Source organism: Paenibacillus sp. FSL H7-689, from assembly GCF_000517905.1.
Lineage (GTDB): Bacteria > Bacillota > Bacilli > Paenibacillales > Paenibacillaceae > Paenibacillus > Paenibacillus amylolyticus.
The window spans coordinates 21841-35589 of sequence record NZ_ASPU01000022.1 but is presented as its reverse complement, the minus strand read 5'-3'; the positions used below and the strand labels follow the sequence as shown (position 1 = coordinate 35589).

The 13749-nt window shown below is 49.7% G+C and carries 13 protein-coding genes, 1 pseudogene and 1 riboswitch; of the genes and pseudogenes, 8 read left to right on the top strand and 6 right to left on the bottom strand.

The genetic code is table 11. The annotated features are described in order from the left end of the window. The 3 genes and pseudogenes from C170_RS31060 to C170_RS19335 all read left to right on the top strand — a co-directional run. Window positions 1–352, top strand: a pseudogene (locus tag C170_RS31060) (phosphoribosylglycinamide synthetase); the annotation flags it as partial. A 407-nt stretch (window positions 353–759) separates the two neighbouring features. Then, window positions 760–1734: a M15 family metallopeptidase gene (locus C170_RS19340; RefSeq protein WP_036613223.1), complete on the top strand. Its 975-nt coding sequence runs from the start codon at window positions 760–762 to the stop codon at window positions 1732–1734. A 234-nt stretch (window positions 1735–1968) separates the two neighbouring features. Further along, the gene (locus C170_RS19335; RefSeq protein WP_036613221.1) at window positions 1969–2370 is read left to right on the top strand and encodes a RidA family protein; all 402 of its coding nucleotides are present in this window, start codon (window positions 1969–1971) and stop codon (window positions 2368–2370) included. A 340-nt stretch (window positions 2371–2710) separates the two neighbouring features. Here C170_RS19335 and C170_RS31180 read toward each other — a convergent pair whose 3' ends face one another. Continuing rightward, the gene (locus C170_RS31180) at window positions 2711–2974 is read right to left on the bottom strand and encodes a hypothetical protein (RefSeq protein ID WP_200868512.1); all 264 of its coding nucleotides are present in this window, start codon (window positions 2972–2974) and stop codon (window positions 2711–2713) included. Between the two features lie 144 nt (window positions 2975–3118). Beyond that, window positions 3119–4189: a copper amine oxidase N-terminal domain-containing protein gene (locus tag C170_RS19330; RefSeq protein WP_036613219.1), complete on the bottom strand. Its 1071-nt coding sequence runs from the start codon at window positions 4187–4189 to the stop codon at window positions 3119–3121. Between the two features lie 249 nt (window positions 4190–4438). Between C170_RS19330 and C170_RS19325 the strand changes: the two genes are divergently transcribed. Next, complete coding sequence (locus C170_RS19325) at window positions 4439–4915, top strand: GNAT family N-acetyltransferase (RefSeq protein ID WP_017690853.1); 477 nt, start codon at window positions 4439–4441, stop codon at window positions 4913–4915. Window positions 4916–4962: 47 nt separating this feature from the next. After that, window positions 4963–6033, top strand: a complete 1071-nt coding sequence (locus tag C170_RS19320) for a Gfo/Idh/MocA family protein (RefSeq protein ID WP_036613216.1) — start codon at window positions 4963–4965, stop codon at window positions 6031–6033. A 90-nt stretch (window positions 6034–6123) separates the two neighbouring features. Here the strand turns inward: C170_RS19320 and C170_RS19315 are convergent, their stop codons facing one another. Both C170_RS19315 and C170_RS19310 read right to left on the bottom strand, forming a co-directional pair. Beyond that, window positions 6124–6492 carry a hypothetical protein gene (locus C170_RS19315; RefSeq protein ID WP_036613213.1) on the bottom strand — a complete coding sequence of 123 codons (369 nt, stop codon included), beginning with the start codon at window positions 6490–6492 and terminating at the stop codon, window positions 6124–6126. Between the two features lie 149 nt (window positions 6493–6641). Continuing rightward, window positions 6642–9227 carry a UvrD-helicase domain-containing protein gene (locus C170_RS19310; RefSeq protein WP_036613212.1) on the bottom strand — a complete coding sequence of 862 codons (2586 nt, stop codon included), beginning with the start codon at window positions 9225–9227 and terminating at the stop codon, window positions 6642–6644. A 349-nt stretch (window positions 9228–9576) separates the two neighbouring features. Here C170_RS19310 and C170_RS19305 point away from each other — a divergent pair, with 349 nt between their 5' ends. Both C170_RS19305 and C170_RS19300 read left to right on the top strand, forming a co-directional pair. Further along, complete coding sequence (locus C170_RS19305; protein ID WP_036613209.1) at window positions 9577–10392, top strand: zinc ribbon domain-containing protein; 816 nt, start codon at window positions 9577–9579, stop codon at window positions 10390–10392. A 73-nt stretch (window positions 10393–10465) separates the two neighbouring features. Beyond that, complete coding sequence (locus C170_RS19300) at window positions 10466–11272, top strand: TrmB family transcriptional regulator (RefSeq protein WP_036613206.1); 807 nt, start codon at window positions 10466–10468, stop codon at window positions 11270–11272. A 269-nt stretch (window positions 11273–11541) separates the two neighbouring features. Here C170_RS19300 and C170_RS19295 read toward each other — a convergent pair whose 3' ends face one another. After that, window positions 11542–12237 carry an NUDIX hydrolase gene (locus C170_RS19295; RefSeq protein ID WP_036613203.1) on the bottom strand — a complete coding sequence of 232 codons (696 nt, stop codon included), beginning with the start codon at window positions 12235–12237 and terminating at the stop codon, window positions 11542–11544. A 79-nt stretch (window positions 12238–12316) separates the two neighbouring features. Between C170_RS19295 and C170_RS19290 the strand changes: the two genes are divergently transcribed. Continuing rightward, window positions 12317–12619, top strand: a complete 303-nt coding sequence (locus tag C170_RS19290; RefSeq protein WP_017690846.1) for a hypothetical protein — start codon at window positions 12317–12319, stop codon at window positions 12617–12619. Window positions 12620–12858: 239 nt separating this feature from the next. Here C170_RS19290 and mscL read toward each other — a convergent pair whose 3' ends face one another. Beyond that, window positions 12859–13353 carry a large conductance mechanosensitive channel protein MscL gene (gene mscL, locus C170_RS19285; protein ID WP_036613199.1) on the bottom strand — a complete coding sequence of 165 codons (495 nt, stop codon included), beginning with the start codon at window positions 13351–13353 and terminating at the stop codon, window positions 12859–12861. Between the two features lie 271 nt (window positions 13354–13624). Continuing rightward, a riboswitch (purine riboswitch) is annotated at window positions 13625–13724 on the top strand. Window positions 13725–13749 lie beyond the last annotated feature (25 nt).

Genomic DNA, 13749 nt, shown 5'->3' with positions numbered 1-13749 from the left:
CGCCGGCGTGCTGGGGGCATGGGCGGAGGAACTCGCCCATGATCCCAGCGGCCCCGGCCGCGCAGCGGAAACGGCTGGCCGCCCGCAAGTGCGGGGCGGCGAAGGCGGCGCTGCCGTCGGCGAGTGGATCGCCGAGGCCGCCGCGGACGGCGCCATGCACCAGCCGGGGCCGGGCTTTGGCGCCGTTGAGGTGCGCCTCGCACAGCCGGGCAAGCCGCCGGCCTTGCCGGAGCTGACGGCGCTGCTGCCGGGCGTGCCGGCCACCGCAGGGCTGGATTTGATCCGCGAGCGTGTAGCCGCGCGGATGTGGCAGGCTGTCCAGAAGAAGACGGACAGCCCGGCAACCAAATGATGCACCCATCAGAGCGGGGGAGATCTCAGATCACCCCTGCTTGTTTTTATTGCGGCATGTTGCATTATTTGATTTAATTCATTTCCCGGTACAAGATGAATTTTGTCTTTATCCAACAATGCTAATGCTCATTAATAAAGTGCATCTCGGTATAATCAATTTTTTGCATATTGGATATATGAAGGTATATTCCCATTTCAATTCTATTGTGTACAGCACGGGGATGTTGCTCTAAAAGTCCAAAAAACGATCATACAGGCTGTACAGCCCGTATATGTTCATTCGGATCTCTTCTAAAGGAGGTCTTTACCGGTGGAGCTTCGCTCCCAATTAAGGTATACTGTCGCAGGGAACATTGCACGCTGAGAACTATATAACATTTATATTATTGCGATAGGAGTTTTTACATGAAATCAACTACAGGAAGACAGCGCCGCATGGTGGTTATGCTGTCCTCATTGATGATATGCGGAGCATTGCTTGCCGCGTGCCAGAACGGTTCAGGCACAGAGGAGAGCCAGAATCCGAATGGAACAGGTAACACACAACAGGAGACGGACGGCACAACGGTTCATTTTACGGAGGATAAGGGAACGGATGGCGACAATGCTGGCGGGGATGACACATCATCTTCTGGCAACAATGATGAAGATACAGGCAGTGAGTCAGATAATGCTTCAGCGGGCGGAGAGCAGGGCTCTTCGGACAATGGGAATGGCGCGACAGCGGAAGATCCATTGCTGGAGAAACGCAGTATCAGCGCACTGCAAACGACGATTGATGCACAATCCGTGGTGACCAATGCCGAGTCTATGACCGTCATTGTGAACAAACAACGGAGTCTGCCTGACGGGTACGAGCCGGACGATCTGGTAGAGCCGAATGTACCGTTCTCCTTCGACGAACCACACGAGAAGCGGCATATGCGCAAGGAAGCTGCGGAGGCACTGGAGAAGTTGTTTGCAGGTGCAAAAGCGGATGGCATTGAGCTTCGTGCGGTATCCGGTTATCGTTCATATCAGCGTCAGGTATCCATCTATAACAATAATGTCAAAACCAAAGGTCAAGAATACACAGATCGTGTGAGTTCTGTGCCAGGCCGAAGCGAACATCAGACGGGTCTTGCCATCGATGTATCGAGTCCGAGTGTGGGCAATGTGCTGGAAGAGGTATTTGGCACATCGAAGGAAGGCCAGTGGTTGGCTGAACATGCTGCAGAATACGGATATGTCATCCGTTATCTGCAAGGTGAAGAAGATACCACAGGTTACGTCTATGAGCCTTGGCATATCCGGTACATCGGTACAGATTTGGCACCGGATGTGGCGAAGAGTGGGTTAACTCTAGAAGAATACTTCGATGAGGCTAATATCAAGTTGTAATTTGGATGTTTCATCCTTAAAGAAAAAGACAAGATACTATTTCTCATAAATTCCCGAATGAACCGTCCTTGATCTAACCAATGGGCAGTCATTCAGGGGATTTTTTTCTGTGCAAAAATGTTAATGGAGTTAAGATAGAATTAAACTTGATTCCATTGTCTGAGATGATGGGGGACTGATATAATTCATGTTTAATCTGAAGAGACAAATACAACCAAAGCGAGGGACGAGAGAATGAGCAGACAGCAGGTATTTACGGGCTCCCCATGGGAACCGTTGGTGGGATATTGCCGTGCCATCCGGGTAGGGAACCGAATTGAAGTGGCGGGTACAACCGCGATGCAAGATGGTGTAGTTGTTGGAGCGGGTGATCCGTATGCACAGACAAGGTTCGTTTTGCAGACGATCGAGAATGCACTGAAAGAACTGGGGGCTGACATGTCGCATGTGGTGAGAACCCGGATGTTTGTGACCGATATCTCCAGATGGGAGGAAGTTGGCAAGGCACACGGTGAATTTTTTGGAAAGATCCAGCCTGTAGCCACCATGGTTGAAGTTAGCGCACTCATTGATCCCTTGTTGATGGTTGAGATTGAAGTGGAAGCGATTGTTGAAGATGAAGTCCAAGCCGATTGATTCTGACGGTTATCCGGATGATTTCTAAGGAACCCAGGACGTCTTATTTGGCGATAAGGTCCTCTTTCTAAAATGTAAGGAACATCAGACACGTTATTTCCCAAATTCCTCTGATAAAATGCTATAAACAGCTATTTATTCAAACATAGCGTGCCTGAGATTCCTTAGATTTAGGCGGGTGCTTCAAGTCCTTGAATAAGACGCCTCAGATTCGTTAGCGTTAACTCCGCTTGCTCTTACATTCAGTATGCAACGTATTTCGTATGCAGCGAACATCGCACGTGTCTGCTCCGGACAAGTTTCAGATACCCTTCAGTTTGAAGCAGTTTGTAGACACACTCTAAAAAACCAAACCAGAACCAGAACCAGAACCAGAACCAGAACCAGAACCAGAACCAGAACCAGAACCAGAACCAGAACCAGAACTAGAACCAGAACCAGAACCAAAACCAAAAACCAAAACTAAAAACCAAAAACCAAAAACCAAAACCAAAACCAAAACCAAAAAAATAACCTTATCCATGCCTGTCAAAAGACAAGCGGATAAGGTTATTTTGAATTGACTTCGCCGCCTGGCCGCACGGCTGAGTTCTTGATGCGCCAAACTCATTACACCGCGCGTCAGGAGCTACATGCGGATGGCTGGTCATTATGACGCTCCACACTCATGACCCCGCGCTAAGCGATGCACACGGTCGTCTGCAACAACATATAACATGTGTTTCAGTCAGACGTTTTTCTAACCGTATTATTTCGCTTCCAGCTCTGCTGCAGGTGTTTCAACAACCACTTTCCAAGCTGTTCCGATTGGAGGCAGGCTACGCGTCAACACAGGGCTGTAGAACCCAATGACTTTAGCGCCTTTGGTCAGTTCTTCAGCTTTCACCGTTTCACCTTCGTGGTTCACTAGCAGCGTGTCTTCAGCAATGTTCAGCACGACATGGTCAGGAGCGGTTTCTGTTAACCGTGTACCTGTAATCTCAATCTGTGAGATGCTGCCTTCAGCTGATGTTACATTTTCAATTGTACCCGCTGTACCCAGAAGCTCTTTAGGTTGTGCCTCAGATGCTGTAGCCGCATCCAACACAGTGACTGTATAGGTCGGCGTTTGTGGTGGCAGGCTGCGGGTGGTGATCAGGGAATGCTCAGCTTCCACGTTCATGCCAATGGCCAGATCAGTCAGTGCAATCTCTTTCCCCTCAACTGAGATGAATTTTGTCTCATCGCTCAGATTGAGCACAATACCATCCGTACCTGCACCGCCAATCTGGATGGACTTATATTTATCTTGGTTCGAGATTCTGGTAATTACACCACGTTCAGTAACCGTCTTCACGTCCTCTTCACTAGAGATAGTCACTTGATTCCCCGTTGTGTTCACTTGTCCATGTAGTGCTTTCTCAGCAAAAGAAACCGGTACATACAATTTGCCGCCTGTGATTTCGGGCGCTGTACCCAGCGTGAGTGACATTTTATTCACAGAATATTGATCCTTGCCTGTGATTACCTGTGTCCAGAGAGCACCACGAGTCAGCTCTGCAGTTTTAGTTTCTTTATTCCATTCCAGTTCAATACCCAGTGCGTCGGTAAGATCACGCAGCGGGATCATGGCTACTTTGCCATCTTTGTTCCAATAACCATCAGAGATGGCTGCGCCATTCACGGATACGTTTACTACACTCGCTGCGTTACTATCTGCTGAAACGGATGTTTGATGGACTGGTTTTGTGTTGTCCAGTGTTGCTGCATAAGCGGCTCCACCACCCAATGCCATGGATAGGGCCATCAGTGCACTTACTTTTTTCATGTTGTTGTTCATCAATATTCATCCCTTCTAATCTGTGTACTGACGCGGTAAAATATTCCTTAGGGCCGCGCTTCAAGTTAATAGACGGGACAAATCGTCTAAGTGTTGCAGTTGAAATGCAATGAATGTAAGCGGTAGGTTAGTTTAAATTAGAAATATCGCTTGTATTGCAGGTTATCCGCAGCAGGATCAGGTTAATTTCAGGTAAGTGGCCAAACCTTTGTCCTATTTCACATTCAAGTACGAGGAGGAACGGATTAGATGAGTGATATGTTGGTAGCGCTCTATCGTTTGCCGGAGCAAGAGAGTGGACTGAGAGCGTTGGAGGAATCCTCCATTGTGATTCGAAGAGCCATTGCCCCAGAGAAACAGCTTGTACTGGATTGGGTGAGGTCACACTTTAGTCAGGCTTGGGTGGATGAATGTGAGGTCGCTTTTGCGCGTCAGCCGGTGTCCTGTTATATTGCGGTTGAGCATGGGAAAATGATTGGATTTGCCTGTTACGAAGCGACATGTCGCAACTTCTTTGGACCGACCGGTGTGAGCCAGGATGCACGGGGCAAAGGTGTAGGCACGGCCTTGTTACTGGCCTGTATGCATGCGATGAAGGCGGACGGTTACGGGTATGCGATTATCGGATCAGCGGGACCTGTGGATTTCTATGCCCGGACGCTGGGTGCCGTGAAGATTGAAAATTCAACGCCGGGTATTTACGAAGGCATGCTGCGGGCAGACTAGACAATAATGATGTTGTGGAAGCTGTGGAAAAGGAAGGGAGGACGATGATGAGCACGAAACAAATGTTGCACATCGGAATGATCGGTACGGGATCAATATCGGATCTTCATATGAGGTGTTATGCCAAAAACGAGGATGCCGTCATCTATGCGATCTGCGATCTGAACGAAGAACGGGCTAAAGCTGCGGCACAGAAGTATGATGCTCAATCCGTGTACACCGATTATCGGGAGATGCTGGAGGACCCACATGTGGATGCTGTCAGTATCTGTACCTGGAATAATACACATGCGGAATTTGCCATTGCTGCATTGGAGGCAGGCAAGCATGTGTTGCTGGAGAAACCGGTCGCAACCAATGTGGAAGATGCGCTCCGGATTGAAGAAGCGGTGAAGAAGAGTGGACGTACCTTTATCGTTGGATTTGTGCGGCGTTATGATAACAATATGCAGATGATGCGCAGATTCATTGATGCCGGGGAGTTTGGTGAACTGTATTATGCCAAAGCTTCCATTCTACGGCGACACGGCAATCCGGGCGGTTGGTTTGCTGACAAAAGCCGTTCCGGCGGCGGCCCTCTGATTGACCTGGGCGTACATATTATCGACCAATGTTGGTACCTCATGGGCAGGCCGAAACCTGTTACGGTCAGTGGTAATACGTATCGGAAGTTGGGCAATCGTGCCCATATCGAACATCTTTCTTTTTACAAAGCAGCCGACTACAGCGCAGCTGTGAATGACGTAGAAGATATGGCGAATGCACTTATTCGGTTTGAAAACGGGGCTTCGCTGGCGGTGGATGTGAGCTTTACCCTGCATGCACGCGGAGATGAATCTTCGGTGAAATTATACGGCGAGCGTGGTGGGTTCGAACTGGAGCCGGAGACACTGATCGTCACGGAGAAAAATAACACCATCCTGAATATTGAACCCCAGACGGACAATACGGGTCTCCATATTCATAGTGCATTCCAGAACCAGATTGACCACTTTGTGGATTGCTGCCTGAACGGTACAGAGCCGATCAGCCCAATTGCGGATGGTGTGGCTTCCACGCGCATGTTGTGCGGAATCTACGAATCCGCTGAGAAAGGGCAGGAGATTCGTCTGGATTGAGTTCGTTTTACATGGCAGTTGTCCTTCGGCATATTAAAAAGCATGCGTCTTCCGCGTGATCTGCGGTTACGCATGCTTTTTGGCATCAGGTCATTTATTCAGTGGTGAATTCTCGTATCCAGGGTCATCATAATCCGTATCCTGCAGCCTTGGAAGCACGTTCATGCTCTCAATCGCCTGCCGGGAGTCCGGCGTGCCATGGTCATACAGAAAGGTGTACAGCAAGGTCATGCCATCCGAAAATTGCTCTGTTGCCTCATCGTGGTCTGCTGATTTGTAGGGTACCGGAGCCCGTTGCAATGTATAGGCATCGTCATCCTCCAGCACCTTCATCAGATCTTTCAATCGGCCCAACTGTTCGTCATCCACCAACACCTCAAAGGGTGTAGATTCGTTCTTTGTTTGCTCAATAAGATTATGTGTTACCGATACATACAGATGTTGTTTGCCGTCCTGCATATTCCAACCCCCATTCTGAAATGGAAAAAAGACGCTTCTACTGTTAATAAACAGCAAAAAGCGCCCTGAAACGAGCTACTATGCTCGTGTGTTATTTACTCATCCACATGTTCAGTCACATATGACCAGCCATTACCTTTTCCTTTGAGTTATTTCCCAAATCTCCCCGTTACAGGAACCTGGCGGGTACCGGCCTCCATTGATCCTGAACACAGGGGACAGGCGGGAGGGCCCGATGAAGCTTTCTTGTTTGTTTTTGAAGAAGGCACAGCCGGCTTCTGTCTTAGCCACGCTTTACAGGTGGATGAACTGCACTTCCATACCGCAACGGTCTCCGTACGCTCAGCATTACCTGAACCTGAAGTGTGCGACTGCGAACTGGAGGAACTCGCAGCTGTCTGACTCACACCCGGAGTGCTGAATGCCTTATGGTTGCGAATTTCACCACTGCCACGCCGTTCACCGAGGCGATCCTCATCACGTTCGTTGTGGACCTCGTAGTCTCGACGGTCACTGTGGCTGATGGCACGACGCTGTGCCACATCCCGACCTTCGGAACGGGCACCTGAGCCGGACGAGCGGGCATACTGTCCGTTGCCTTTACCATATGAAGCCTGACTGCTCGTCCGGCTCTCCTCACGAGGTTTGCGTTTGTCCGGTACTTCCATGCCGAAGGCTTCAAGCAGGAAACGGGACACATCCGCTGGTTTTCCGTGATGGCTCGCCGGTGAGGTGACATACAAGTACTGCTTGGCCCGTGTGATGGCAACGTAGGCGAGCCTGCGTTCTTCCTCCAGCGCCATGTCCAGTTCGGCATCTGTCTGCTGCACAGCAAGCGCAGCTTTCTGATCCTCAGGAATATCCTGACGCAGTGCGGTACTGTGAGGCACAATGCCTTCACTGGCTCCGATCCAGTACACACAAGGGAACTCCAGTCCTTTGGCCCGGTGAATGGTCATCAGCTGTACCGCGTCACTATCCTGCGCACGACGCAAAGATTCCATCTCACGGTGTCTGCGGGACAGCTCATCCGCGAATTGGATGAACTCTTCTACCGTTTCGAATTTTTTGACAGCAGCTTCGAATTCATCCAGAGTTTCCAGCATCGTTTCCTTATAGTGGGTGAAGATGCTGGGATCACCACTTTCCATATACTTGTCGTAGAACTGCCTGCGCATCTCCTGAATGGCGATGATGGGTTTTAGTTTGTGCAGTGATTTGATCAGTTTGATGCGTTCTTTGACCTGTTCCTGCTGAAATGGTTTCAGCTTTTCCCATTTCACCAGATGGATGAGCGGATATTTCTTCGCCTGTTGTTGTTCACAACGCTGTATCCATTCCAGACCCGCATCGCGTGAGACGTAGAGCGGACCCAGTGCACTTGGAAGAGCATCCATGGCTCGTGGGTCAAGGGACAGACGCAGATGATCCATCAGGGGTCTGATGAGAGACTGGTCATAGAACACCGGAGAAGCACCATGCTGTACAAAAGGTACATCTTTCAGCACAAGCTGCTCGAATACAGCCCGGCTGCTGCTGGCTGTCCGGTGAAGAATCGCAATATCGCGATAGGTGTGTTGTCCTTCTTCAACCTGCTGGCACAGCTGGTTTACGACCCACGCTGCTTCTTCCTCCGCATTGGAGGGTGTAGCGAAACGGGGGGCATCGCCGCGGTTTCCAGCGGCACGTAGCCGTTTGTCACGTCTGCGTTTATTGCGGGCGACCAGTTCACTTCCGAGTCCCAGAATGCGTGCATCACTACGATAATTGATATCCAGCGTCACAATGCGTGCACCGGGGTATACTTTATCGAATTCCAAAATTGATTCCTGGCGTGCGCCATTAAAGGTATAGATCGTCTGGTCATCGTCTCCCACAACCATCAGATTGCGGTGAGCGGAAGCCAGTTTTTGCACAATTTCATACTGCAGATGGTTGGTATCCTGGAACTCATCCACCATAATGTACTGGAAACGCTTCTGAAGCGGCCCCAGAACAGCAGGATCACGAAGTAGCGCGGCTGCCCGCAGTAAAATATCATCAAAATCCATTTTGCCGCGATCCTGCTTCCAGGCTTCGTAACCAAGCAGAACACGCTTGGCATCGCGTTCTTCCTGCGATTTTTCAGGCAAGTCGGTTGTTTCCGATCCTTGCATCTTCCATGCGGACAGCATGGCCAGCAGACTTTCAGGCTGGAAGGCTTCACTCATGCCATTTTGGCGAAGAAGCATCTTCAGCACCGTATGCTGGGCTCGTGACTCGCCAAAGATCTCTTCCTGCACACCGTAATGACGCAATAATGTCAGCGCAAAAGAGTGGAAGGTGCGAGCCTGTACGGCTCTCGCGGCTGCCGGACGTATGCCTGGCAATGCGGCGATCCGGTCTTTCATCTCGGTGGCGGCCTTGTTCGTGAACGTCACCAGCAGGATACTGCCTGCATGTACGCCACTGACCTCTATGAGGTAGCCGGCTCTTGCAGCCAGTACAGTTGTTTTGCCACAACCGGCTCCGGCGAGCGTCAGAATCGGTCCTCTGCCGTGACGGACTGCCGAGATTTGTGGTGCGTTTAACTTGATGCCTGCCTCTTCCAGAGAACGAAAATAAAAGGCATCCTGTTGATCATTACCCACGAGTTGCCGACTGGTCTCCAGCGGAGCAGACGGGGACTGGGGCAGGGACGCCGCCGGGGTAACCCCGAGCGGACGGGGGTAGAACGTTGAGTTCGGACTTAACATGTTTCATCCACCTCTGTATGCATTCAGGGATAGGACTATCCCGGCTAAAAGTAAACCATTTGCCCTTTTCACAATCGCATTGTAAATTGGTATGATAGAGTTAGTCGCCTAATCAGGCGGTTAAGTAGGGCCAAAGCTTCATTATACCCGAACATATGGTCTTGACGAAAGCCCCCGATTTCATCCAGTATCGGTATAAAACGGGCACCTGCACGAGATTACGCAACTTTTTGGCATGATATCGTATAAGTTATATGCCTGAGCATTTTGCATGAAGGATGTAATATGCTAATTTACTACTAAATAGAAATGATAATATTGGTTTTGACGGGACAGAGGAGGAATGGTCATGAAACTGCTTCAGCGCATCAAAGACGGAGCGAACAAAGCAACAGAGCGTGCCCAACACGCCGTTGAGATTGGGAAACTGAACAACCAGATTGTGGGCTTGCAACAGGAACAGGAAGTCCATTTTACAGATATGGGTCGCATCTTCTATGAGGGTTATCGGGCACAGGATATGACGCGTGCAGAAAAAGAGATGGTGGATCTGTCGCAGCTCTGCGACGAATTGCAGGACGAGATTGATGGTCTGCGCAACAAGATTGCACAACTCAAGAACGAACGGTTGTGCGAGTGTGGACACGTCGCTTCCCTGGATGCCAACTTCTGCCCTAAATGCGGACGCAAGTTGGGTGAACTCAAGACAGCAGCGCCCAAAGTAGCAGCAGCAGGAGTTGCAGGAGCCACCACAGCCGCAAGACAGGAGGCAGCTGTAGCTCAGACCCCAACTCCAGAGCCGGACTTCTACGATGCGCCACCTGAGTTGGAACTGGAGGAAGACGAGCCGTACCATACGGTCATTCCGTCCATAGCGGATCTGGAAACGGAATCGGAATATAACAGTACGGAATTTACCCAGGAAGAAAAGGAAGCGTTTGATGCCGAGTGGGAACGTCGCAGAGATGAAGAGATGCAACGGGAACGTGAGCGTCAGCAGGAACTGGACGAACGCATCCGCTACTGGAAAGAAAACAACCCGATCGTGAATACGGTGGACGTACAGACCGAAGTGTCACGTGAAATGGTGAATTGTCAGATTTGTGCAGCCGAGCTACCCAAAGGGTCGAAGTGGTGCCCGCGCTGTGGTGCCGAACAGATCTGATCTGATGCAGTAGAAGCACTGCCGCATCAGTGTGAGGCAGTGCGGGTTGCTGACAGCATGGGGGGACGGGAATATGGACCAACTGCTGCATCATTTGCGTCATCTCGGATTTACCGAGATGGAATCTAAAATTATGGTGGAACTCGCTCGTCAGGGATCAGCCTCGGGATATGAGGTTGCGAAGCGGCTGGGCGTGTCCCGTTCCAATGTATATGCGACCCTGCAACGGCTGGAGCAGCGTGGGTTCTTGCGGTGTAGTCCGGGGGAACCAGCGAAGTATAGTGTGCTGAAGCCGGAGGAGATGACACGTATGATCTCCGATCAAATGCGTACCTCGCTGGATTATGTCCAGAGCAGCATGCCCAAGAGTGAACCGGAGAAGCCTGTCTTCTATAACGTCGAAGGTGACAAAAATGTGTTTGAGAATCTGAGCCGTGAATTGGCCGAGGCTCAGCATGAGATTGTCGTAGACGTTTGGCGTGAAGAAGCAGAGTTGCTACGTAATGACTTACAGCAGGCTGAAGCTCGGGGTGTGCGGCTGTTATGGTCGTGTGATGGTGGCGAAGGCATGCTTGATCAGCCTGTCCCTTGGCCGGGTTTGCCTATGTATGGTACAGGTAATGGTCGGAAATTTTCCCTGGTGGTCGATCGCCGCTGGTGCATGTTAGGCATGCGCGGTGAATCATGCGCCACACAGGCACTAGTTACGGAGCATCCGGTAATGACCGGGCTGCTGCTGAATCATTTTGCTCAAGAGCTGGTGTTGTACGAATTGGAACAGGATATGGGGGAGGAACTGGAGTCCCGCTATGGGCACCGGTACGAAGAGCTCTCTGCGCGTTATTGGTCTTCTCCTTCAGGAGAGGTTGACCAGAGCTAGACAGATCGGCGACTAATTCACCTCTGATGGAGTGAACATGCCAGCACATAGGTACCTATCTTGACGAAACGAATACGTGTGTACATAAAGCAGGCGCTGCCCGAAGGCAGACGCCTGTTTGTGCTGGTTTGAGATATGACAGTGATGTTCGTCACAGCATCTGTTCCTAGTCAAGTCGATAGTAAAGGTATGAAGTTATGCTATTTTTGAGAAAATGAAGCTATGAACATTCGATTGAACTGGATCGGGTTGAACAGGATTGTACACGATCATTCTTTGGGCACGTGATACAGAGCTTCCAGCACGTCCGTATAATAAGCTGTACCATGGGGTACGAATTCCGTTGCCCGAATCTCGCGAACGATACGTTCCGGTTCATCAGCTGCATGATCACTGCTTGACGGGTCCTTATGACCGATGGAATGTGGCGGTGATATCAACGGCTGAGTCTGAACTCCGGTAGCTTGAATGACTTCGATCTCATTACGAAACAAAGCGAGTAGATCATCCAGCGGCACTTCATACAGGCTATCCACCTCGCTAGGCTGCAGAACGTAGGCTTCGAGCGGCTGGTTCAGACATAATCCATAGACGGCGCTGAATTCCCGATCTATGAATGGGACACCACGCACCTCTCCTTGGAGCTGCTGTGTAGCCGTGAGTAGATAGGTTAGTGCCTCGAATGGAGTATAAACACCCAGTTCTTCCTCCAGCTCACGACTGGCGTCTTGCAGTTGTTCACCTGCGGTAAGATGACCTGCTGCTGTAATGTCGTAACATCCGGGGAAGGTATCCTTAATATCACGCCGCCGCTGAAAAAGGACCCGTCGCTGCTCGCCTTCGTCACGCACGATCCAGCAGTGGAATGAACGGTGCCAATATCCTTTGGCATGGACCTCGCTGCGGAGTGAAGTGCCGATCCAATTTTGCTGATCGTCATAAATGTCGAAACGTTCTGGGGTCATGAAACGTATCTCCTTATATAGCAGATTTTAAAGTTCAAAATTTCACAAAGTATGTTTTAAACGAAAGGGGAACCATCGTATGGAATGCATTGTACACTTTCAGGTGATTTATCCGCAACCTCAGGAACGTAAAAGTCTTAGAGGACTTATATTTGTAGGGCAAGGTCAGGAACCGGCTAACAGTCAGTTAAGCAGCATGTTTAAGGATATGGGATTTAATGTACGTTTGGAAGATGAGGCCCAGTTGTTGTTCAAGCCAGTGGATGCTTCGGCCAACTTTGAATATATTCGTGTGACAGAGCTTGATACTGGGGAAGAAGTTTACAAAGAAGATAAAGATCTGAAGTCGATCCTGGAGCATTTGCTGCCACGCCGTTTCTAATTCATGAGCATGGCCGCAAATGAAATTCATGGGGGAGCATATGTAATACATGTATGATAGGCACAAAAAAGGCCCCACCTTTACGGTGGAACCTTCAAACCTTTAAGCTACGCAACCCATAGTTAATGAAGCCCATATGGCTAGCTTTTCATACATAAACCCTAGCAAGTAAGAGGTTGTCCCCCACATCAGGATTTATCCGTAATTCAACTCGGTGCGTCTTTAAACGTTCATTGTAATTATGCTAGAGCGCCGGTGCCTTCAGCTTCGAGCTCTGAAGTACAGTGCGAGCAGCGGGTAGCTGCGGCTGGAATTTCCGATAGGCAATACTTGCAAGCCTTGGTCGTTTTTTGCGGCTCGGGCTTTTTGTGTTCTTTGCTTTTCAGATAGTTAATGCCCTTCACAAGCATGAAGATACAGAACGCAACGATAAGAAAATCAATCATGACGTTGATGAACTGTCCATAAGCAATCACGGTAGCCCCAGCTTCGTTGGCTTGAGCGAGGGTGGTGATGTCCTGTCCGTTTGCTGTTTTGATATCCCGGTCCAGGTTGATGATTTTCTGACTGAAGTCGATTCCACCCATCAGTTTTCCAACCGGGGGCATGATGATATCATTCACAAGGGATGTGACGATTTTACCAAAAGCAGCCCCGATAATGACACCGACCGCCAGATCGATGACGTTGCCGCGGACGGCAAATTCCTTGAATTCGTTAAGTACGCCTTTCATGTTTACATATCTCCTTTGATCATTCGATTCAAAATCTAGGCCGCGTTTCCATCCATTCTCCGTTCAGATCCGCGCTTCCGTTCTCATATTGTACATAAAAAATAGATTCCAATCACCCCCTGTTTGCAAATTAAGACAAGTTTCCGCAACTTCCATGAAAATACTTCTTTATTTCACGGCGTCGATTCGGTATACTTCTAACATTGTCAGTTATGTTTAACCTTTTACATTCAGGTTCGCGATCATACATTGTAACGAATCATGGAGCCAAAAAATTAAATATGCCGTTACTCGTATATGTGCAGGAATAGGCCTGCATGTCTCTACCTGATCACCGGAATGATCGGACTACGGGAAAGATGTTGCAATGTTTTGTAGGGTTGGCATGAGATCATT

Bases quoted from the DNA above. Each gene is read 5' to 3' on its own strand.
- C170_RS19340 (WP_036613223.1), top strand. From the start codon at position 760: ATGAAATCAACTACAGGAAGACAGCGCCGCATGGTGGTTATGCTGTCC.
- C170_RS19335 (WP_036613221.1), top strand. From the start codon at position 1,969: ATGAGCAGACAGCAGGTATTTACGGGCTCCCCATGGGAACCGTTGGTG.
- C170_RS19330 (WP_036613219.1), bottom strand. From the start codon at position 4,189: ATGAACAACAACATGAAAAAAGTAAGTGCACTGATGGCCCTATCCATG.
- C170_RS19325 (WP_017690853.1), top strand. From the start codon at position 4,439: ATGAGTGATATGTTGGTAGCGCTCTATCGTTTGCCGGAGCAAGAGAGT.
- C170_RS19320 (WP_036613216.1), top strand. From the start codon at position 4,963: ATGAGCACGAAACAAATGTTGCACATCGGAATGATCGGTACGGGATCA.
- C170_RS19315 (WP_036613213.1), bottom strand. From the start codon at position 6,492: ATGCAGGACGGCAAACAACATCTGTATGTATCGGTAACACATAATCTT.
- C170_RS19310 (WP_036613212.1), bottom strand. From the start codon at position 9,227: ATGTTAAGTCCGAACTCAACGTTCTACCCCCGTCCGCTCGGGGTTACC.
- C170_RS19305 (WP_036613209.1), top strand. From the start codon at position 9,577: ATGAAACTGCTTCAGCGCATCAAAGACGGAGCGAACAAAGCAACAGAG.
- C170_RS19300 (WP_036613206.1), top strand. From the start codon at position 10,466: ATGGACCAACTGCTGCATCATTTGCGTCATCTCGGATTTACCGAGATG.
- C170_RS19295 (WP_036613203.1), bottom strand. From the start codon at position 12,237: ATGACCCCAGAACGTTTCGACATTTATGACGATCAGCAAAATTGGATC.
- C170_RS19290 (WP_017690846.1), top strand. From the start codon at position 12,317: ATGGAATGCATTGTACACTTTCAGGTGATTTATCCGCAACCTCAGGAA.
- mscL (WP_036613199.1), bottom strand. From the start codon at position 13,353: ATGAAAGGCGTACTTAACGAATTCAAGGAATTTGCCGTCCGCGGCAAC.